Here is a 19,999-nt window from a genome sequence, read left to right as displayed (position 1 = left end):
GATGGCCGTCGACATGACGACAACGATTCCGGTTGGCGCCAACCAGGCCAGCCAGCAGACCTCGAAGACGGCGGTGGACTACCAGTCGTTCTTGAAGCTCTTGATCGCCGAGATGAAGAACCAGGATCCGACCAAGCCGATGGATTCGACGCAGTATGTCGCGCAGCTCGCCACCTTCTCCCAGGTCGAGCAGTCGGTGCAGACCAACACCAAGCTCGACCGGATCATGCAGTCCTCGGCCCTGTCGCAGGCCGACGCTCTGATCGGCCGCTCGATCACCTCGGCCGACGGCAAGACCACCGGCACGGTGGCTTCGGTGACGCTCTCGAGCAGCGGCCTGATCGCCGTGCTGCAGGACGGCACTCAGGTTCCGGTCGGCGCGGGTGTGTCGATCAAGCCGGCCGCCTAAGCAGGTCTCCCGAAAGTGGGTCCGGTTTCGGGACAAAGACATGCTTGAAATCAAAAAAGCTAACGCAGGTCGCGTGAAACCTTTTTCACGCGACCTGCGTTAGCCGATTCCCTGTAGGGGCAGCCCATGAACGAGGCCGACGCCCTCGATATCGTCCAGTACGCGGTGTGGACGGTTCTTACCGCTTCCGCTCCCGTGGTGCTGGTGGCGATGGCGGTCGGCATCGGCATCGCGCTCATCCAGGCTTTGACCCAGATCCAGGAAATCACGCTGACCTTCGTGCCGAAGATCGTCGCCATCATGCTCGTGGTGGCGCTGACCGGCCCGTTCATCGGCAGCCAGATCTCGGCCTTCACCAACGTCATCTTCGAGCGCATCGAACACGGCTTCTGACGCAAAGCCGCAGCAAGTGTCTGATGGCCTGTTCGCAAGCCGCGAGATCGCTTGCGGCAGCGTTTCTTGCAGCTAGATTGTAGGCGCGACGGCGTCGGCCGACGTCTCAGGCGATTCAGGAAGCGATGCATCAGGCAAGAACGGCCGGCAGGCCATGTGCGGAATAGCCGGCGTCTGGCGAAAGCGCGATCCGATCGGCAGCGGCGATCTTTCCGATATCGCGCGCATGATGCAGGCATTGGTGCATCGCGGCCCCGACGATCACGGCAACTGGAACAACGCCCGCCTGGCGCTCGGCCACCGCCGGCTGACCATCATCGACCCGTCGCCCGCCGCGCGCGAGCCAATGCTGACCGCGTCCGGCGACGGCGTGCTGTGCTACAACGGCGAGGTCTATAATTTTCGCGCGCTGCGCAAGATGCTGGAGGCGGAAGGCCTGGCGTTCCGCACGGTGTCCGACACCGAGGTGGTGCTGCAGGCCCTGCACCACTGGGGTCCGCAAAAGGCCGTGCCGCTGTTCGACGGCATGTTCTCCTTCGCCTATTTCGATGCCCGCGACGGCGCTCTGTGGCTTGCCAGGGACAGGCTGGGCATCAAGCCGATGTCGGTCGCGGAAACCGGCGACCGCGTGCTGTTCGCCTCCGAGGACAAGGCGATCCTTGCCTGCCACGACTTTGCGCGCCGGATGGACACGCGCGAGCTGACGCTGCGGCTCGCCTGGCAGAGCCGCGATTCGAGCTACAGCGTCTTCGACGGCATCGAGCGGCTGCCGCCGGCCGGCCTTTGGAAGATCACCGGGGACGGCATCGACAAGCGCCGCTTCTGGCACGTGCTAGACGTCGTCGATGCCACGCGCATCGCTGGCGACAAGGCGTCCGACACCGAACATATGGCGACGCTTCGAACGCTGCTCGAGCAAAGCGTCGAGCTGCATTGCATCGCCGATACCAGCGTTGCCACCGCCTGCAGCGGCGGCATCGATTCCGGCCTGATCACCGCGTTCGCCAAACGCTTCAGGCCCGAGCTGCACGGCTACGTCATCGACCAGAAGCTCGGCCGCAGCGAGGCGCCGGACGCCGAGCGCACCGGTCGCCATGTCGGCGTCGACCTCCGCCGGGTCCCTTTCGACAAGGACCGGTTCTTCGAGCTCTGGCCGCGTGCGGTCTGGCATCTCGAAACCGATGGCTGGCATGCCAGCCACGCGGCGCTGCTGGCGCTTGCCGAGCAGTGCCGCGCCGACGGCGTCAAGGTGCTGCTCACCGGCGAGGGTTCCGACGAGCTCTTCGGCGGCTACAAATGGCAGGCATCGACGATCAGGCTCTGGCGCCAGTCCTGGCTGCAGCGCCTGTTCCGTTCCAAGGCCAGGCGCGACCGCAAATTCGCCGAATTACGCCGCGCTCCGTTCCGCAACTCGATCGGCCGTGGCTCGCCGACGGACCGCATCATGGCGCTCAGGGCCCTGTCGCCTGATCTGAACTTCCTGCAGACAAAGCTGTTCGACAGGCTGGAAGGCGTCACGCCGCTTGGCGACCGCGCTTTCCTGGCAAGCTGCTTCTACGACCTCTACTCGCATCTGCAGGACCTGCTGCACAGGCACGACCGGTTGAGCATGGCGGCGTCCGTCGAGCTCAGGGTGCCGTTCCTCGAGAACCGGCTGATCGACTTCGCCCTTCATCTGCCGCGCAGGCAGAAATACCGCGACGGAACCGGCAAGTGGCTGCTGAAAAAGGTGGCCGAGCGCCATCTGCCGTGCGAAAACATTCGCGCCGCGAAAAACGGCTTCGAGATGGCCGACGCTTTTTCGGCCGGCACGCAGGGCCTGCTGCGCGGCGGTCTGCTGCGCGACGCGATGAAATGGTCATCTTCGGAATTGGACGACCTGATCGACATGGCAAGAAGCCAGGAAACGTCGCGCCTGCGCCTCGTCGGCATGGAAATGCTGCTCAGGCTTTACATGAATGGCGAGACGACAGGCGACCTGACCGAGGCCCTGCATGCCGAGGCGAAAGGCGGGAAATAACCAAAAGTTGGTCCAGACCGGCGAGATGCTTGGTTTAAAGCTTCGCCGACGCATTTTCGCCTTTGCCATCCTATTGTTGGGTCGCACTCTTTGGCGAGTCGCCCGCCCTTCCGGGCGCGGCGAGCCTCTATAGCGGGACGAAGGCGCAACCATGATCGACGACGAGCCGGAAAGCGAACGCGTGTCCGCGCTGGCGCCGTTCCGGCACGGCATCTTCCGCGCCGTCTGGTCGGCCAGCCTGGTGTCGAATTTCGGCGGCCTGATCCAGGGCGTGGGCGCCGCCTGGATGATGACCACGATCGCCACCTCGCCCTATCAAGTGGCGCTCGTCCAGGCCTCGACCACCTTGCCGATCATGCTGTTCGCGCTCGTTGCCGGCGCCATCGCCGACAGCTTCAACCGCCGCAAGGTGATGCTGGTGGCGCAGACCTTCATGCTGGTCGTCTCGGCGCTGCTGACCTTGTTCACCTGGCAAGGCTGGATGACGCCGTGGACGCTGCTTGCCTTCACCTTCCTGATCGACAGCGGCACCGCGCTGAACAGCCCGTCATGGCAGGCCTCGGTCGGCGATATGGTGCCGCGCGCCAAGGTGCCGGCGGCGGTCGCGCTGAACTCGCTGGGCTTCAACATCACCCGCAGCGTCGGTCCCGCGATCGGCGGCGTCATCGTCGCCGCGGCGGGCGCTGCGGCCGCCTTCGCCGCCAACGCCGTCAGCTATATCGGCCTGATCGTCGTGCTCGCCCGCTGGAAGCCGGAGATGCCGGCACAGACATTGCCGCGCGAGTCGCTCGGCGCGGCGATGGGCGCCGGCCTCCGCTATGTCGCCATGTCGCCCAACATCGCCAAGGTGCTGGTCCGCGGTTCCGCCTTCGGCTTCAGCGCCGGCGCGGTGCTGGCGCTGCTGCCGCTGGTGGCGCGCGACGTCGTCAAGGGCGACGCGCTGACCTACGGCATCATGCTCGGCGCCTTCGGCATCGGCGCGGTCGGCGGCGCGCTGATCAGCGTGCGGCTCAGGCAGCTGCTCTCCAGCGAGGTGATGGTGCGCATGGCCTTCTGCGGCTTCGCGCTCTGCGCCTTCAACGCTGCCGTCAGTCACAACGCCTGGCAGACGTCGGCTGGCCTGCTCATCGGCGGCGCCTGCTGGGTGATCGCGCTCTCGCATTTCAACGTCACGGTGCAGATGTCGACGCCGCGCTGGGTGGTCGGACGCGTGTTGTCGATCTACCAGACGGCGACCTTCGGCGGCATCGCGCTGGGCAGCTGGATCTGGGGCGTCGTCGCCGACGCGCATGGCGCGGAAACCGCGTTGATCGCTGCGGCGATAGCGATGTTCGCCGGCGGCGCCATCGGCTTCGTCCTGCCGCTGCCACGGCAGACGGTGCTCAACCTCGATCCGCTCAACCGCTTCAAGGAGCCGATGCTGGCGCTTGACCTCAAGCCGCGCAGCGGTCCGATCGCCATCATGATCGAGTATATCATCCGTGAAGACGACGTGCCGGAATTCCTGGCGACCATGGCCGAGCGCGGCCGCATCCGCCGCCGTGACGGCGCCCGCAACTGGACCTTGGCCCGCGATCTCGAAAATCCCGGCATCTGGATCGAGCATTACCACACGCCGACCTGGGTCGAGTATATCCGCCACAACCGGCGCGCCACCCATGCCGACGCGGTGGTCGGCGAACGCATCCGCGCGCTGCACAGCGGCGAGAACCCGCCGCGCGTGCGCCGCATGATCGAACGCCCGACCACCGCCGGCACGGCGCTTGTCTCGCCGAAAGGCCCGATCGATCACTAGATGCATCTGGTATTTTGCAGGGAAGCTGGATCGTCAGCGACAACTTCCAGCGTCATCGGTTTTTTTTGCTACTGTTCAGGCGGCCCCAGTTGGATAGGCTGAATGATCTCGATCACGGAATACCTCGAACGTCACTTTGACGGCACCGATGCGCTGTGGCGAGAGGCATTCCCCAACGATGCCCCGTGGAATGCGGCCCACATTTCAATCGCCGAGAAGTTGCGGTTTCAGCCAAACTTGCTTTTGGTAGCGATTCAGGCCGACCGTGTCGTCGGATCAATCATGGCCGGGTATGATGGCCACCGAGGATGGATATCTCGGATTTCCGTCCTGCAGTCCCATCGGCGGAAAGGCATCGGCGAGGCCCTCATCCATGAGGCCGAAACGCGGCTCGCCGGCCTTGGATGTGTCAAGATCAACCTTCAAGTCGTTGTTTCCAACTCGGCGGTTCTTGGGTTCTACCGCAAGTGCGGATACGAAGTCGAAGAGCGTGTGAGCATGAGCAAGTTGCTGCCGAAGTGCTGAGTACTTCACGTCAATCTGCTTTCAGCGATATTGAACGACTGGTCCTTGTCTCGCCCAAGCGCCGATGAGCTCTGATGCAGGTCGCCCAAAAACGCCCAGAGCTTTGGGAAAGCAAAATACATCGAAAAAAGGATAAGCAATCAGGCGGCGCTCTGGATCATGTAGAGCTTGCGCGTCCTTTCATGGATCAGCCACTCGCCCTTCCCCTTGCGGCAGGGCGAGAAGGTCACCCGGCCCCAGCTCACGCATCTCGCCATCGGCGCGGCTCACCGCGACGCGGCCGGAGATGATGTGGCAGATCTCGGACGAGTTCGCGCGGTCGGCGGAGAAACGGCCGGGCGTGCATTCCCAGATGCCTATGTCGACGGTCCCGTCCGGCGATTGGAAGAACGATCGCGCGGCCTCCAGCTGATCCCCTTCGACAGAGGTCGGCTTCGGTGAAAAGGCGCCGATGTCGGCCTTGGCGAGGTCGTGGAAAGTCGAAAGATCGATCAAGCTGGTCTCCATGAATCAGGGCAATTCCGGCGGTCTGGAACTGCGCGAGAACGAAACGGTCGGAGCGGCTCTGCGAACCGCTAATGGCCGGTGATGCTGTCGGCGAGAGCGGCCAGTTTCGAAGTGTGACCGAGCCCGGCAGCCTCGCGGCTATCGGCGACGCGGTAGAGCTGGTACATCGAGTGGACGCCCAGCCAGCGGAACGGCTCCGGCTCCCATGGCCGCACCTTGCGGTTGACCCAGGGCAGCCGCGTCAGCTCGGTTTTCTGGTCGAGCACCAGATCGGCGAGCGTGCGCCCCGACAGGTTGGAGCTCGACACGCCGAGCCCGACATAGCCGCCGGCCCAGCCGATCCGCGTCGCGGGATCGAGGCCGACCGTCGTGCACCAGTCGCGGGGCACGCCAAGCACGCCGCACCAGGCATGATCGACGCGGCAGCCGGCCGTCTGCGGCAGGAGCGTCGTCAGGATCGCGTGCAGCTGGTCGATCGTCGCCTGCTGCGTCTGGCCATTGACGTCGGTGCGCGAGCCGTAGCGATAAGGCACGCCGCGGCCGCCCATAGTGATGCGACCCTCACGCGTGCGCTGGGCATAGCAATAGGCATGCGCGGCATTGCCGAGTAATTCGTGCCCCTCCCAGCCGATCTTGCGCCAGAGCTCGTCCGTCAGCGGCTCGGTGACGATCTGCGCGCTGTTGAGCGCCAGCCAGGTCCGCTCTTCTCCAGGGATGCCCGCCGTGAACCCTTCGGTGGCGCGGATGATGGTTTCGGCCCGCACCGTGCCGCGATCCGTGGTCACGACGCCCTTGGCAATGGCCGTGACCGTCGTCTTCTCATAAATCGAAACGCCGAGACGCTCGACCGCCGCCGCCAGCCCGCGCACCAGCTTGGCCGGCTGCACGCGCGCTTGGCCGTGGATGACGAAGCCGCCCATGACATTCCGGATGTTGATGCGCGCGCGTGTCACTTCGGCATCGAGCAATTCGATGCGTTCGGGATCGGCATCCCAGGAGCGAATCGTCTCGCATTCCTCGCGCACGCGTTCCAGCTGCGCGGCATTGGTGGCGACCGTCAGATTGTCGACGCGGCGGATGTCGGCGTCGATGCCTTCTTCCGTCGCCACTCGGATCACCTCGTCGACGCAGCCGGCCATCGCCTTCTGCATGGCGGTGACGCCTTGCCGTGTCGACGTCTTCAGATATTTCTCGCGCGACCAGCCGAAGCCGCCCGACAGCCAGCCGCCATTGCGCCCCGATGCACCGAAGCCCGCGAACTCGCGTTCGAGCAGCACGATGCGCAGCGAGGGCTTCGCCTTCTTCAGGTAATAGGCCGTCCAAAGCCCGGTATAGCCGGCGCCGACGATCGCGACATCGGCCTCGATATCGCCCGGCAAAGCCCCACGCGGCGCGGGGATGGCGCCCAGATCCGCATACCAGAACGAGATGTCGCCATTGCGCTTGACTTGCATGGGATGACTTCCGGGAGTGATCGTCTTATTGGCTGGACTGTCGATCGGTCAGCCCTCGCCCGACAGGTCGCGGCGCGCCTTGTCGAGCTCTTCGGCATAACGGCGCATCAGATGGCTTTCGGTGAGCAGGCCAAGCACGATGCGTTCGTCGAAATCCTCGACCACCGCCAGTTCTTCGGCGCCGGTGCGCTGGAAGGTCTCGGCGGCGGTCTGGACGTTCATCGAGGGCACCAGCACCGCATCCTTGAACTGGGCGAGCGCGCTGACTGGCGTATCGCCGTCGGAGGGATCGCTGTGCAGTTCCGGCACCAGCAGCATGCCGACATATTGGTCGGCCTGTTCGACGGCGATGACGCGTTGCCCGGAACCGAGCGGGATCTCCTTGCGGAATTCGGAGAGCGTGGTCGAGGCGGGAATGGTGCGGACGTCCTTGCGCATCATCGAGCCGACGGTGAGGCTGCGCATCCAGCCGACGTCATGGGCACTGCGGATCGTCTCGCCGCGCAGGTGGAAACGCCAGGTCGAGAAGGAATAGCCGAAGGTCTCGCGCACCAGGATCGCCGACATGATCGAGGCCGCCAGCACCACGCCGGTGAGCGTCAGGTCGCGGGTGGATTCCAGCGCCAGGAACGTCATGGTCAGCGGGCCGCCGACGACGCCCACCGCAAGCGAGGTCATGCCGACGACGGCGGCGACCGCCGGGTCGATGCCGGCCGCCGGCGCGGTCAGCGCCATGACGCCGGCAAAGACCTTGCCGAGCAACGCGCCCAGGAACAGCGAGGCAAAGAACAGGCCGCCGCGGAAGCCCGAGCCGAGCGAGATGGCGGAGGCCGCCAGCTTCATCACGAAGACGCTCGCCACCACCGGAAGCGCGTAATTCATGGCGAACTCGCGGTGCAGCGCGCCGTGGCCGCTGGAGAGCACCTGCGGCGTGACCAGTCCGAGCAGGCCGACGAAGATGCCGCCGATGAAGGGCCTGACCGAGGCGTCGATCGACAGCCGCACGAAAACGCGCTCGACAATGCTCACCAGCTGCATGATCGCGATCGAGGCCGCGCCACCGAGCAGGCCCAGCAGGAGGAACGGCACATACTCGCCGGCGGTCAGATTCGGCAAACCTGACAGTTCCAGCGGGAACGGCACGCCGCCGAACATTTCCGCCGTCAGCGAGGCGGCGATCGCCGCCGTCATCACGGGCGCCACATTGCCGACGGAGTAGATGCCGATGACCAGCTCGAAACCGTAGAAGGCGCCGGTCAGCGGCGCGTCGAAGGCGGCGGCAATCGCGCCGGCCGCACCGCAGCCGACCAGCATGCGGACGTCGTTGCGACGCAGCCGAAACACACGGGCAAGTCGGGAAGCTACGCCGGAGCCGATCTGCGTGTAGCCGGCTTCCAGTCCGACCGAGGCGCCGAAGCCGCTGGAGATCATCGTCTGCGCCACGATGATGAAAGTGTCGGTGAGCGACATGCGCCCGCCATAGAGGGCGTTGGCCTCGATCGGGTCGACCGGCGTGCGGAACTTGCGCTTTCTGAGCCAGATCACGGAAAGGCCGAGCAGCAGGCCGCCGATCGCCGGGAACATCGCCTGGACCGGATCGGCGAGCGAAAACATGGCCGAAAGCCGGCCGCCCGGCTGCACGTCGAACAGCAGCCAGTGCATGCCCTGCACCAGCGCGCTCATGCCCGTGACCAGCGCGCCCGCGATGACGCCGACCATGCCGGCCATCAACACGATCGCGATGCCGCGCGCCTCAAGCACGGGGATCGAACTGATCAGCACCGCGCGAAGCCGGCGGGCGTAGACTTGTGGGTCGTTTCTGGCAGGCAACGGAACGGCTCGCCGGTATGCGAAAGAAAACAGCTGCCGTGCCTGATACGCGCGGCGGCTCTGCGTGGCAATCGCAATGCCGACCGCTTGTGGCGTCATTTTGGCGTCGCGCGAATTAGCCTTAAGCAAGACTTGTCGCGCGACCAAGGAGATAGACTTAGTCAGGTACGGGGATGGTGAGAGGTCCGCAGTCGTCCTCCGCGACGAAGATCGCCAGCAGTTCGGCCGGCTCGGTGGCGCTGGCATTCTCCGCGAAGGCGTGGATCGCGCCTGGCGCTTCGAACCAGGTCTGGCCCATCGTGTATGTGACGGCGGGCCCGCCTTCCATCTGCGAACGCAGCGCTCCCTTGATGACGAAGGCCGTGACGGGGCCGGGATGACGGTGTCGCGGCGTGTAGGCATTGGGCGGGAATTCGACCAGCGCCGTGGTGATCGAATGCCCCGGCACGTTCGGCAGCTTTTCGCAGGAGAGCGGCTTCACCGTGGTGGTCGGACGCGCCATCGCCCCCTCCCTGGCGTCGGCCCCCATCATGTGGATATGCGCGTCCATTCCGCCAGTGATGGCGGTTGCCCTGTCGCTCTGGATTACGGCCACGCCAAGCAGCCCGGCAGCGACCGCGGCGACGCCGAGCAGCGCCAGGCTTCGGGAAGAAACGTCTTCGGTCATGACGGCAACTCCCTCACTCACCCGACAGCCTGAACCCGGCCTGCCAGCCAAGTTCGCGGACGGCCTTGTCGGTCGTGATATGGCTGTTTGGCTCGGCGACATTGAAGGCGCCCTGCGCGCTCCGCTCTATGGCAAGCAGCGCCGCGTGAGCGGCCGCGTCGACATGCACCGCGGGCTCTGCAGCGACTTCCGCGCCCGTGCCTGGGCCGTAGAGATGGCCATAGCGCAGCACGATGCCGGTGATCGGCGAGGCCCCGAGCACATGCTTCTCGAGCGCAATGACGCCGCCGACGCTGACGGCCCGGCCGCCTTCGGCGCCGCTGTCCAGCGGATCGGTCTCGGCATGCGGCTCTGCTCCCGCCGCGTAGGCCCAGGCGATGCTTTGCGCGATCAGACGCTTGGCATTGCCCCGACGAGGTTGCGGGTTCCTTCGTCGCGGATGCGGGCGTTGCGTGCGATCGCCTCGGCCATCCGCGACGGATCGAGCCCGGCCGGCAGATCGGTAAGCTGGTGGATGACGATCTCCGGCTTCGCTGCCACGACCGCCGCCTGCAGTGCGCTCGCATCGAACACATCGACCACCACCGGATCGGCGCCGAGCGCGCGAAGATCCTCGGCTTTTGCCGCCTGGCGCGTCGCCGCCGTCACCCGATGGCCGGCCGCCACCAGCTGCGGCACCAGCCGGCGACCGATCGCGCCCGAGGCGCCCGCAAGAAAAATGCGATGGCCCATCGCCTTACGCTCCTTGATACGATAATATCAGAGTACGAACAACATATAGAGCTATGATATTATGCGCAAGGGCAATCCATCCATTCCGTCCGCTGGTGAAGGCAAGCGCGGCGAGCAAGGCTATCTGGGCTATCTGCTGCGCCAGGCGGCCGGCGCCTACCGCCTGAAGGTGGAGCGGGCGCTGGATGAATTCGGCGTGACGCAGGCGCAATTCGCGGCCCTCACCATGATCTCGGCCTATCCCGGCCTGTCCAATGCCGACCTGGCCCGGCTTGCCGTGCTGACACCGCAGACGGTCAGCGTGATCGTCGGCAACCTGGAAAAGGCCGGCTCCCTTGTCCGCCGGCCGCATGCCGTTCACGGCCGCATCCAGCATCTCGACCTCTCGGACAGCGGCCGCGCCTTGCTGAAGAAATGCCGCGAGCGGGTTTACCGGCTGGAGGGCGAGCTGACCGTCGGGCTATCCGCCGACGAGGAGAGCGCGGTGCGGCGTTGGCTGGTGGCCGTCGCGACCGCGGATGCGGCACGAACATGAGAGCAGGTCGTTTTCAGGTCGGCGCGCCGCCATCCGTCTCGTAAAGCGTGAGCTTGCGGTCGCCGATGCCGAGTTCCGCCCAGCTCGCGCGCCATTCCGCGATATGCGCCGACTTGAAATGCGTTTCGAGCGCGACACGGTCGCTCCAGGCTTCCGAAACATGGATTAGCCCGGCCTCCAGCACGTCCTGCGCGTAGGAATAGCCGAGGCAGCCCGGTTCGGCGCGGCTTGCCAGGACCATGCTTTGCATCACAGGCTTTGCCTGTTCGAGCCTGTCTGGCGGCAGCCGGATCGTGCCGATGATCAGGAGCATCTGCCTTCCTTTCGCAAGATCGTGGTCAAATCCCGTAGCCACTCTCCCACCTTCGCGCAAGCTTGGGGGGTTACGGTCAAGGGCCTGCCCTGCGTGCGGCGCTTCTTGATTTGGGGACGATATGGCGATCAGCGAAACACTCCCGTCCGGCCTTGTGGTCAAGAACGGGCGCGACGTCTTCTTCGCGCTCGGCATCGTCTTCATCCTGGCGGTGCTGTTCCTTCCGATCCCGGCCTTCCTGATCGATATCGGCCTCGCCTTCTCGATCGCGCTCTCGGTGCTGATCCTGATGGTGGCGCTGTGGATCCATAGGCCGCTCGACTTCTCGTCCTTCCCGACCGTGCTGCTGATCGCCACCATGCTGCGGCTCTCGCTCAACATCGCCACCACACGCATGATCCTGTCGCATGGCAATGAGGGCACGCATGCCGCGGGCTATGTCATCTCCGGTTTCTCCAAGCTGGTGATGTCGAGCGACTTCGTCATCGGCCTCATCGTCTTCATGATCCTGATCGTGGTGAACTTCATCGTCATCACCAAGGGCGCGACCCGTATCGCCGAAGTCGGCGCGCGTTTCACCCTCGACGCCATCCCCGGCAAGCAGATGTCGATCGACGCCGACCTTTCCGCCGGCATGATCGACGAGAAGACGGCGCAGCTGCGCCGCCGCGAGCTGGAGGAGGAGTCTTCCTTCTTCGGCTCGATGGACGGTGCCTCGAAATTCGTCCGCGGCGACGCCATCGCCGGCCTGATCATCACCGCCATCAACATCGTCGGCGGCATCGCCATCGGCTATCTGCGCCATGGCATGGGACTCGGCCAGGCGGCCGACGTCTTCATCAAGCTGTCGGTCGGCGACGGCCTAGTCACGCAGATCCCGGCGCTCATCGTTTCGCTCGCCGCCGGCATGCTGGTCTCCAAGGGCGGCACGCGCGGCTCGACCAACCAGGCGGTGTTTGGCCAGCTCGGCGCGCATCCGCGCGCGCTCTATGTCGCGGCCTCGCTGCTCGTCATCCTCGGCCTGATGCCCGGCCTGCCGCTGTTCCCCTTCTTCGCGCTCGCCGGCGGCATGGCCGGCCTCGGCTATATCATCCCGCTGCGCCAGAACCGCGAGCGCGCCGCCGCCGAAGCCCTGAAGACGCAGGAGAAAGCGAACAAGGTCGAAGAGGAGAAGAACTCGGTCAAGGCCTCGCTGGTCACCGCCGAGATCGAGCTTCTGATCGGCAAGCAGCTTTCGACCAGACTGATGGTGGCGCATCAGGAGCTGGTGTTCCGCATGTCGAAGATGCGCAAGAAATTCGCCCAGCAATACGGCTTCGTGGTGCCGGAGGTGCGCGTCGCCGACGACTTCGCCATCCCGCCCAAGAGCTATCAGATCAAGGTGCACGGCACGGTGGTCGCCGAATACCAGATGCGCGTCGGCGAGATCATGGTGCTGCTCGGCACGCGCGGCGTGCCGGAGATCCCCGGCGAGGAGATCCGCGAGCCGGCCTTCGGCATGCGCGCCTATTCCGTGCTCGAAACCTTCGCCGAGGATCTGAAGCGCGAGAACTTCACCTTCGCCGACAACATGTCTGTGCTGCTCACCCATCTCTCCGAGGTGATCCGCAACAACCTGCCGCAGCTCCTGTCCTACAAGGACATGAAGGCGCTCTTGGAACGGCTCGACCCCGAATACCGCAAGCTCGCCGACGAGATCTGCACCTCGCACATCTCCTATCCCGGCCTGCAGGCGGTGCTGAAGCTGCTGCTCGCCGAGCGCGTCTCGATCCGCAACCTGCATCTGATCATCGAGGCCATTGCCGAGATCGCGCCGCATGTGCGCCGCACCGAGCAGATCGTCGAGCATGTGCGCATCCGCATGGCGCAGCAGATCTGCGGCGACCTCTCCGAAGGCGGCACGCTCAAGGTGCTGCGCCTCGGCAACCGCTGGGACCTCGCCTTCCACCAGAGCCTCAAGCGCGACGCCAAGGGCGAGGTGCGCGAGTTCGACATCGATCCTCGCCAGCTCGAGGAATTCGGCCAGGACGCCACCAAGGCGATCCGCAAGCATCTCGAGGCCGGCGAGCGTTTCGTGCTCGTCACCGCGCCCGACGCGCGTCCCTATGTGCGCATGATCATCGAGCGGCTGTTCACCACGCTGCCGGTGCTGAGCCACGTCGAGATCGCCAAGGGCGTCGAGATCAAGGTGCTCGGAACCATCTCGTGAACGCGCTCTCTCAAGGCGTCGTCATCGCCGCCTTCCTCGCCTTCTGCCGCATCGGCGCCTGCTTCATGCTGATGCCGGGCCTGTCGAGCGCCCGCGTGCCGATCCAGATCCGGCTCTTCGTGTCGGTGGCGGCGACCGGCGGCCTGCTCGCCTTCCTGTGGGACCGCATCTACCCGTTCGTCGATCCGCGCCCGCAGATCCTGGCACCGATGATCGTCTCCGAGCTGCTGGTCGGCGGGCTGATCGGCGCCATGACCAGGCTCTACATGGAGGCGCTGCGCTTCATGGGCTCGGCCATCGCGATGATGATCGGCTATGGCGGCTCTGGCGGGCCGGCGATCGAGGAACCGGAACCGCAGGCGGCGCTTGCGGCCATCATCTCGTTCTCGGCGCTGCTTCTGCTCTTTGTCTTCGACTTCGACCACGAGATCGTCAAGGCGCTCGTCGCCTCCTATCAGGTCGCCCCGGTCAACGTGTTCTTCAACCCGCAGGCGGCGCTGGTCGACGTCACCGACACGGTGTCGGACGCCTTCTTCCTGGTCATCCGGCTCGGCAGCCCTTTCGTCGCCTATGCCATCCTGGTCAATCTGACGATCGGCTTCGTCAACAAGCTGACGCCGCAGATCCCGGTCTATTTCATCTCGCTGCCCTTCGTCATCGCCGGCGGCATGATCATCTTCTATTTCGCCGTCGGCACGCTGCTGTCGCTGTTCGTCGACGGCTTCGTCGACCTCACGCTGGCGAGATAGCCGTGACCACGCGAAAAGACCGCCTGAAGAAACTGGTCAAGGTGCAGGAGCAGTTGAAGGCGCTGCACGAGACCCGTCATGCCGGCTTCCTCGCCGCCGCCGTCAAGGCGGAAGCGGAGGCTAAGGAGCTGATCGAACGCTTCGATACCGACAGCTCGCTGGCCGGCCTGTTCCCCGCGCTTTACCACCGGCGCATCACCGACGCGCTCGGCCGGCAGAAACAGAACCAGGAAGATGCCAAGCAGGAAGCCGCCCTGATCGCCACCGCGACGGCGCGCACCAACATGGTCGAACGCGCCTACAAGGACGTGCGCCGTCGCGACGAGCGCGAGCGCTCCGACCGCGAGCGGCTCGATCTGATCACGCAAAAAAGAGACCAGGGCGACCGGTAATCCGGCCTTTCGGGCACCTCTCAAAACCGTGTCGAGAAACTCGCCTTGAACGCATTCTCCATCGCGCCGGATGCGAACTGGCCGTCATAGCTGAAGCCGAGACGGCTGGCCGCGCCGAGATCGAAATCGACGCCGGCCTGCAGCGCCATAGCGTCGCGTGCGATCGGCACGCCGAAGACCGTGAAGCCGTCGCCGCCGTCGAACGAGAGCCGCGCCGCCGGCGCGTCGGCGAAGGCATGGCGCCAGCCGAGCAAGGCGCGCGCCTCGAAGGCTCTGCCGCCGACAATCATCTTTCGCGACACCCGCGCGCCGAGCGTGGTGAAGGTGGTGTCGTTGCTGAAGCCGCCCGAAGAGAGGGCCGCCGCGCCGCCGTCCTCGGCGAAGCCGTCGGTCGACAGATGTGCATAAGCGAGATTGGCGAATGGCTCGAGCTTGAGCGCGCCGAGATCGAAGGGGCGCGACGCCTCGCCGAACAGCTGCAAGGTGCTGGCGCCATAGCTGGCGCCGAGCTCGTCGCTGAAACCTGGGAAGGCCGGGCTGCGTTTGCCGTCGATGTCGTGATGGCTGTAGCCGGCGCCGAATTTCAAATGAACGCTCTCGATGGCGCCGCCGCCATAAGCGCCGAAATGCACGCTGGTGATGTCGGCGGAGGATGCACGATCACCGATATCGAGCGAGGTGACGCTGATCCCGCCGAGGAAGCCAAGCGTCCAGCCGTCGCCGACGGCGGCGTCGATGCCGGCGAAGAAGGCACCCGTGTTGGCGTCCGCTTCGGCCGCGTTGCCGTCGCTTCTCTGCGAGCGGGCCAGGCCGGCAGCCTGCATCCAGAACCCCCTGGCGGCGGGTTCCGCGATAGCGGCGGCGACGCGGCCGAGCGCCGCTTCGCGCAGCAGCCGGCTTTCGTCCAGCAGCAGGCCGGCGGCCGCGGCATGGACCTCACCGGACAGCTGGTCGAAGGCAAAACGCGCGCCGTCCGCCGAAAGCGGGGCAATGGCATTGTAAACGGGGTTGCCGGCGCCGAGCGACTCGATGCCGCCGGCTGCCGCCTTCTGGTTCGGCGTTTCGGCAACAGACGAAAAGTCGACCGCGTTGCGGGTCAGCGTCAGCACGACATTGTTGCCGTCGCCGCCGTCATAGACCACGTCCGGCGTCAGGAAGGCATAGACATGGTTGATGCCGGCGAACTGCCCGGTCACGGCGTTGGCGCCCTGATTGTCGATGATGGTGTAGGTCTGGCTCGGCTGCCGGCCGGTGCCCGTCAGCTCGTGCAAGGCAAGCGTGCCGCCGGTGATATCGACATTGCCCGTCACCACGACCTTGTCGGCGCTGGCTGTATCGACTTCGATGTCGAGCGTGCCCGCCATCCTGTAATCGCCGTGGATGGTCTGGGCGCCGATCGACGCGCCCGGCGCATGATGGCCGCCGGACTGGATGGTGACCGTGCCGCCGGCCAGCGTGCCGATCGTGCCGTTGCCGCCGAGCGTGGCACCGCTTGCGACAGTGACATCGGCGGAGCCGAGCGAACCGTCGATCTGCAAGGTCCCGGCGCTGACGATGGTCATGCCGAGATAGGTGTTGGCGCCGGACAGGACCAGCTTGCCGGTGCCGGTCTTGGTGAAGCTGCCCTTGGCCAGCGCGCCGCCATCCGAAATGACGCCCGATATCGTCTCGTCGAGATTGAGCGCGCCGGTTTTAAGCGTATGCGCGCCGAGCGATATGTCGCCAGCGCCGGAGACTGAGCCAAGCGAAACGCAATTGCACGGTCCGGCGGCATCGAAGGTCGAAAGATCGAGCTTGCCGCCGCTCTGATTGATGATCCTTGCCTGTTCCGACGTATTGTCGCTGCGGACCGCCGTGGTGCCGCCGCTCTGGTTGGTGATGGCAGCGTTGCCGGCGCTGCTGCCGGCGAGGAAAACAGTCTCGCCGTTGCCTTGGTTGGTGATCTGAGCCGTGCCGGCGCTCGACTGGTTGTCGAACACCACCGAGCCGTTCTGGGTCGAGATCGAAAGCCCGTTGGCATTGACCGGACCGGCAAAGCGCAGCACTGGCAGGAGCGCCGCCGCTGGTGCGCCCGTCACCGAAACCCCGCCGGTGCCGAGCGCGCCATTGGCCGCCGCGACCAACTCGCCCTCCTTGGTCGTCGTGCCGCCCTGATAGGTGTTGGCGACACCGAGCGTCAGCGTGCCGTCGCCCAGCTTGACGATGCCGCCGGTTCCGGAAATGCCGACATTGATGACGGCGTTGTTGACGCTGGCGCCGGGATCGGCGGCGACGATGATTTCGGTGGCGGCCGAATTGGTGATCAGCGCGCCGCCCGTGCCGGCGGCGAGCGTATAGGTCCAGTCGGTTGGATGCGAAACGAAGCGCAGGCCGGTGAAGGTCTGAGAGCCCGCCACCGTCACCGTGCCGGGCGTGCCGGCGAACACCGCCTTCTGGCTCGCCCAGGCGGCGTTGATGTCGCCGGCGGCATTCGTCCAGTTGGTGCTGGAGGGCCCCCAGGTGCCGTTGCCGCCGCGCCCATCGGCCACCCCGCCGGGGCTCATATTGGCGCCGTCCCAATATTGCTCGCCGGCGCCGGACGCCACCACGAGGTTGACGACGCCGCTGCCGCTCTGGATCGACCAGTCGCCGGGGTTGAAGGCCGGCGGCACGGTGCCGATCACAAGCCCGTTGTTGACAAAGGCGCCGCCATAGTTGGCGATGCGGTAGGTGCCGTTGCCGAAACCGCCCGCGTCGCTCACCGAAAGCTTGCCGTCCAGTGTCAGCGCGCCGGTGACGTCGAACAGCGGCATGGTGTTGGCGGCGCCCGGCGAGACGTTGAGGTTCGAGCCGTCGTTCAATGTCAGCGAGGCCATGGTCAGTGTCTGGCCGGCAACGCCACGCAGCGTGCCGCCATTGAAGATCGTCGTCGCGCCCAGCGAACCCGTGCCGCCGAGCGTGCCGCCGGCATTGACCTGGAACGTGCTCGCCGCCATCGAGCCGTTGACCAGCAGCGTACCCGCATTGACCTTGGTCGTACCGGTGAACGTCCCGGAAAAGGTGGTGGGGGGAACCATCGTCAACGTGCCGGTGCCTTCCTTGGTGAAGGTACCGCTGCCGGTGATGAGACCGATGAAGGTGGTGTCGGCGGCGCCGCCGGCGGTAAAGTTGCCGGTGCCGGCGAAAATCCGTCCATAGCCGGACAGGTCGCCCACCGCCTGGTTGAAATTGTTGAGATCGAAGATGCCGCCGTTGACGGTCAGCGCGCCCGTGGCGGCCAGCCGGTCATTGCCGCCCAGGATCAGCCTGCCGAACGACACCAGCGTGCCGCCGGTATAGGTCTGCACGCCGTTGAGCGTCAGCGTCCCGTTGCCGGATTTCTCGAAACTGCCTTCGCCCGAGATGACGCCGGAATACGCGGGCGTCAGATTGGAATAGGAGAGCAGCTTGCCGTGGTTGACATAGTCGCCCGTCAACACGCCATTGCCTAAGAAATTGCCGACGTTCAGCTGGCCGCTGTTGATCGTGGTGCCGCCGCTATAGGTGTTGGCGCCCGTCAGCGTGATCATCCCGCTGCCGTTCTTGATCACCTGGCCGCTGCCGGAAATGACGCCGGCATAACCAAGGCCGATATCATTCGAACGGTTGAGGATCAGCGTGCCGTCATTTGTGACGTTGCCGCTGATGCTGCCCGTCGTGCCGCCATTGCCGAATTGCAGCGTGGCCCCCGCGCTGATCAAGGTCGGCGCGGTGTAGGTGTTGTCGTTGGTGAAGATGGTGGTGCCGGCAATGATGTTGACGGCACCCGGGTTGTTGCCGGTGATCTGCGGCGCGAACTCGTAATTGGCTGACGTATGGTTGAAATTGATGGTTTGCGGTACGCCGGTGCTGGTGAAGATGACCTTCGCCGCGTCGAGCGTACCGGGCGCGGCGGCCGGACTGGCGGCGGCCGCACCGATGTTGAGCGTGCCTGACGACCCGGCCAGCCCGCCGATGAAGACAAAGGCATCCGTGGTGTTGACCTTGACGACACCGCCGTCGGCGATGGTCAAGACGCCCTTGCCGGCGCCGCCGATGGTCAGGCCCTGCAGATCGCTGGGGGCGGATCCCAAAATAGTGCTGATGGTCCAGACCGAGCCGGCGCCGCTCACGGTCACCGTGTCGGTGGTGGCGGCAGTCGCATCGGTGGCGCTCGAGATGTTGGTGTAGCCGGTGTCGAGCTTGCCGCCGCCGGACACGGTCACGGTGGCGGTCGAATTGGCCGCATTGCCGAGATAAAGCCTGTAGGGCGTGGTGAAGCTCGACCCCGCACCGTCGATGGTGATCGCCGCTTTCGAGTTTGCTGTGTTGGCGATGCGGGCGTCACCGCTGAGGAAGCTGCTCGCCGTGGAATCGATCAGCACCGTGCCGCCGGCAAGCACATTGAGTTCCGAAGTCTGGCTGGTCGAGCCCATCGCCAGCGGCACATTGTTGTAGGCACCGGTGATCTTCCATTGCGAACCGGCGCCGGTGACGGTGACCTTGCCGTTGGTGATGCTGGCGGCAGTGCTTGCCCCGACTGTGTAGGTGGTCGTGAGCTTGCCGCCGTTGGAAACGGTGAGCGTGCCGGTCGCCGTCTGGCCGACAAACAGGTTTCCCGTCGACCACGACGCGCCACCGGAGACGACGGCCGTGCCGACACCGCTGGTGCCGACATTGCCACCGACATAGGTGCGTATGGTCGTTGCCGTGGCATTGTCGAGCAGCTGGAAATCGCCCTTGCCGGTGGCGCCGATGACGAACTGAGCGGCTATGGAGCCGTTCATCGTGAAGTCCGAGCCGCTGCCGGTGACGATCAGTTGCCCGTCGGCATTGGCGGAGGTCTCGCCGATCATCACATTGCCGCTGGACAACAGCTTGCCGCCCGCCTCGACGCGAACACGGCCGACTGCGCCATTGTCCGCCGAGATCGACAGGAAATTGTTCGTCCATTGTGAACCGGCGCCTGTGATGGTGGCGGTGCCGTTCGAGGACGCATTGTTGGCGACGACACCGCCGGCGCTGGTGATCTTGCCCCCGCCCGAGATCGTCAGCGTGCCGGTGCCGTCGTTGCCGACGATGAGATAGTTGCTTGCCACCGACAACGTGCCGGCGCCGATGACGACAAGGCCGCCGTTTGATCCGGATGCATTGCCGATGCTGACGGTTTTTGCCGCTGCCCCCGCAGCGCCGATCGTGGCGGTGTTGGCCACGCTGTCGATGACGATGTCGTCACTCGAAGTCGGCAGCGCGGGCGATGTCCAGTTGCCGGGCGTGAACCAGTTGTTGGAGATCGACCCGTTCCAGCTCAGCGACGCGCCGAGCGCGAGCGTCGAGCTCGACATGAACAGCGCCGCCAGACCGGCGACCATTACCGGCGAGGCACGCCGGCCCGCCTGCGCACGCTTCGTCATGTCCATTCCATGTCCCCAGCCTGCTGACGCAACCGCGCAGAACCCCCTTGGGCGCACC

Annotated in this window: 17 protein-coding genes; 9 read left to right on the top strand and 8 right to left on the bottom strand. The window is 65.5% G+C overall.

All coding sequences use genetic code 11. The annotated features are described in order from the left end of the window. Position 1 precedes the first annotated feature (1 nt). From flgD to LB572_RS13190, 5 genes are all read left to right on the top strand, one after another. On the top strand, positions 2-409 hold the full coding sequence (gene flgD / locus LB572_RS13210; protein WP_224668011.1) for a flagellar hook assembly protein FlgD: 408 nt from the start codon (positions 2-4) through the stop codon (positions 407-409). 126 nt (positions 410-535) lie between these two features. Next, positions 536-802 (top strand): flagellar biosynthesis protein FliQ, encoded by a 267-nt coding sequence (fliQ, locus tag LB572_RS13205; protein ID WP_027165133.1) that lies wholly within the window; start codon positions 536-538, stop codon positions 800-802. A gap of 154 nt (positions 803-956) precedes the next feature. Beyond that, a complete protein-coding gene (gene asnB / locus LB572_RS13200; protein ID WP_224668010.1) occupies positions 957-2,822 on the top strand; it encodes an asparagine synthase (glutamine-hydrolyzing) in 1,866 nt (621 codons plus the stop codon). 151 nt (positions 2,823-2,973) lie between these two features. Next, the gene (locus LB572_RS13195) at positions 2,974-4,617 is read left to right on the top strand and encodes an MFS transporter (RefSeq protein ID WP_140803137.1); all 1,644 of its coding nucleotides are present in this window, start codon (positions 2,974-2,976) and stop codon (positions 4,615-4,617) included. A gap of 102 nt (positions 4,618-4,719) precedes the next feature. After that, positions 4,720-5,142: a GNAT family acetyltransferase gene (locus LB572_RS13190; RefSeq protein ID WP_224668009.1), complete on the top strand. Its 423-nt coding sequence runs from the start codon at positions 4,720-4,722 to the stop codon at positions 5,140-5,142. A 180-nt stretch (positions 5,143-5,322) separates the two neighbouring features. Here LB572_RS13190 and LB572_RS13185 read toward each other — a convergent pair whose 3' ends face one another. The 6 genes from LB572_RS13185 to LB572_RS13160 all read right to left on the bottom strand — a co-directional run bounded on the left by LB572_RS13185 (position 5,323) and on the right by LB572_RS13160 (position 10,332). Next, positions 5,323-5,637 (bottom strand): cupin domain-containing protein, encoded by a 315-nt coding sequence (locus LB572_RS13185; RefSeq protein WP_412033558.1) that lies wholly within the window; start codon positions 5,635-5,637, stop codon positions 5,323-5,325. 80 nt (positions 5,638-5,717) lie between these two features. After that, complete coding sequence (locus LB572_RS13180) at positions 5,718-7,103, bottom strand: NAD(P)/FAD-dependent oxidoreductase (RefSeq protein ID WP_224668008.1); 1,386 nt, start codon at positions 7,101-7,103, stop codon at positions 5,718-5,720. A 48-nt stretch (positions 7,104-7,151) separates the two neighbouring features. Next, positions 7,152-8,933 (bottom strand): chloride channel protein, encoded by a 1,782-nt coding sequence (locus tag LB572_RS13175; RefSeq protein WP_224668007.1) that lies wholly within the window; start codon positions 8,931-8,933, stop codon positions 7,152-7,154. 157 nt (positions 8,934-9,090) lie between these two features. Next, complete coding sequence (locus LB572_RS13170; RefSeq protein ID WP_224668006.1) at positions 9,091-9,600, bottom strand: cupin domain-containing protein; 510 nt, start codon at positions 9,598-9,600, stop codon at positions 9,091-9,093. A 13-nt stretch (positions 9,601-9,613) separates the two neighbouring features. Then, positions 9,614-9,862 carry a hypothetical protein gene (locus LB572_RS13165; protein WP_224668005.1) on the bottom strand — a complete coding sequence of 83 codons (249 nt, stop codon included), beginning with the start codon at positions 9,860-9,862 and terminating at the stop codon, positions 9,614-9,616. Positions 9,863-9,990: 128 nt separating this feature from the next. Continuing rightward, positions 9,991-10,332 carry an NAD-dependent epimerase/dehydratase family protein gene (locus LB572_RS13160; RefSeq protein WP_224668004.1) on the bottom strand — a complete coding sequence of 114 codons (342 nt, stop codon included), beginning with the start codon at positions 10,330-10,332 and terminating at the stop codon, positions 9,991-9,993. A 61-nt stretch (positions 10,333-10,393) separates the two neighbouring features. On the opposite strand from LB572_RS13160, the gene LB572_RS13155 reads away from it, so the two are divergent. After that, on the top strand, positions 10,394-10,867 hold the full coding sequence (locus LB572_RS13155) for a MarR family winged helix-turn-helix transcriptional regulator (protein WP_140803143.1): 474 nt from the start codon (positions 10,394-10,396) through the stop codon (positions 10,865-10,867). 13 nt (positions 10,868-10,880) lie between these two features. Here the strand turns inward: LB572_RS13155 and LB572_RS13150 are convergent, their stop codons facing one another. Next, complete coding sequence (locus LB572_RS13150) at positions 10,881-11,180, bottom strand: putative quinol monooxygenase (protein WP_224668003.1); 300 nt, start codon at positions 11,178-11,180, stop codon at positions 10,881-10,883. Positions 11,181-11,301: 121 nt separating this feature from the next. Here LB572_RS13150 and flhA point away from each other — a divergent pair, with 121 nt between their 5' ends. From flhA to LB572_RS13135, 3 genes are read left to right on the top strand one after another with little or no spacing between them, the layout of a single operon-like run. Next, positions 11,302-13,389: a flagellar biosynthesis protein FlhA gene (gene flhA, locus LB572_RS13145; RefSeq protein WP_224668002.1), complete on the top strand. Its 2,088-nt coding sequence runs from the start codon at positions 11,302-11,304 to the stop codon at positions 13,387-13,389. After that, positions 13,386-14,138 (top strand): flagellar biosynthetic protein FliR, encoded by a 753-nt coding sequence (gene fliR / locus LB572_RS13140; protein WP_140746540.1) that lies wholly within the window; start codon positions 13,386-13,388, stop codon positions 14,136-14,138. The genes flhA and fliR overlap by 4 nt, the downstream gene beginning before the upstream one ends. A gap of 2 nt (positions 14,139-14,140) precedes the next feature. Then, positions 14,141-14,530, top strand: a complete 390-nt coding sequence (locus LB572_RS13135) for a hypothetical protein (protein WP_224668001.1) — start codon at positions 14,141-14,143, stop codon at positions 14,528-14,530. A gap of 20 nt (positions 14,531-14,550) precedes the next feature. Here the strand turns inward: LB572_RS13135 and LB572_RS13130 are convergent, their stop codons facing one another. Then, positions 14,551-19,941, bottom strand: coding sequence for an autotransporter domain-containing protein (locus LB572_RS13130; protein WP_224668000.1), 5,391 nt, complete (start codon positions 19,939-19,941; stop codon positions 14,551-14,553). Between the last annotated feature and the right edge of the window lie 58 nt (positions 19,942-19,999).

This window comes from Mesorhizobium sp. BH1-1-5 (assembly GCF_020165615.1).
Lineage (GTDB): Bacteria > Pseudomonadota > Alphaproteobacteria > Rhizobiales > Rhizobiaceae > Mesorhizobium.
This window is presented reverse-complemented; position numbering and strand designations above follow the sequence as displayed.

Coding starts and splice junctions, on each gene's coding strand:
- flgD (WP_224668011.1), top strand. CDS start 2: ATGGCCGTCGACATGACGACAACGATTCCGGTTGGCGCCAACCAGGCC.
- fliQ (WP_027165133.1), top strand. CDS start 536: ATGAACGAGGCCGACGCCCTCGATATCGTCCAGTACGCGGTGTGGACG.
- asnB (WP_224668010.1), top strand. CDS start 957: ATGTGCGGAATAGCCGGCGTCTGGCGAAAGCGCGATCCGATCGGCAGC.
- LB572_RS13195 (WP_140803137.1), top strand. CDS start 2,974: ATGATCGACGACGAGCCGGAAAGCGAACGCGTGTCCGCGCTGGCGCCG.
- LB572_RS13190 (WP_224668009.1), top strand. CDS start 4,720: ATGATCTCGATCACGGAATACCTCGAACGTCACTTTGACGGCACCGAT.
- LB572_RS13180 (WP_224668008.1), bottom strand. CDS start 7,103: ATGCAAGTCAAGCGCAATGGCGACATCTCGTTCTGGTATGCGGATCTG.
- LB572_RS13170 (WP_224668006.1), bottom strand. CDS start 9,600: ATGACCGAAGACGTTTCTTCCCGAAGCCTGGCGCTGCTCGGCGTCGCC.
- LB572_RS13160 (WP_224668004.1), bottom strand. CDS start 10,332: ATGGGCCATCGCATTTTTCTTGCGGGCGCCTCGGGCGCGATCGGTCGC.
- LB572_RS13155 (WP_140803143.1), top strand. CDS start 10,394: ATGCGCAAGGGCAATCCATCCATTCCGTCCGCTGGTGAAGGCAAGCGC.
- LB572_RS13150 (WP_224668003.1), bottom strand. CDS start 11,180: ATGCTCCTGATCATCGGCACGATCCGGCTGCCGCCAGACAGGCTCGAA.
- flhA (WP_224668002.1), top strand. CDS start 11,302: ATGGCGATCAGCGAAACACTCCCGTCCGGCCTTGTGGTCAAGAACGGG.
- LB572_RS13130 (WP_224668000.1), bottom strand. CDS start 19,941: ATGACGAAGCGTGCGCAGGCGGGCCGGCGTGCCTCGCCGGTAATGGTC.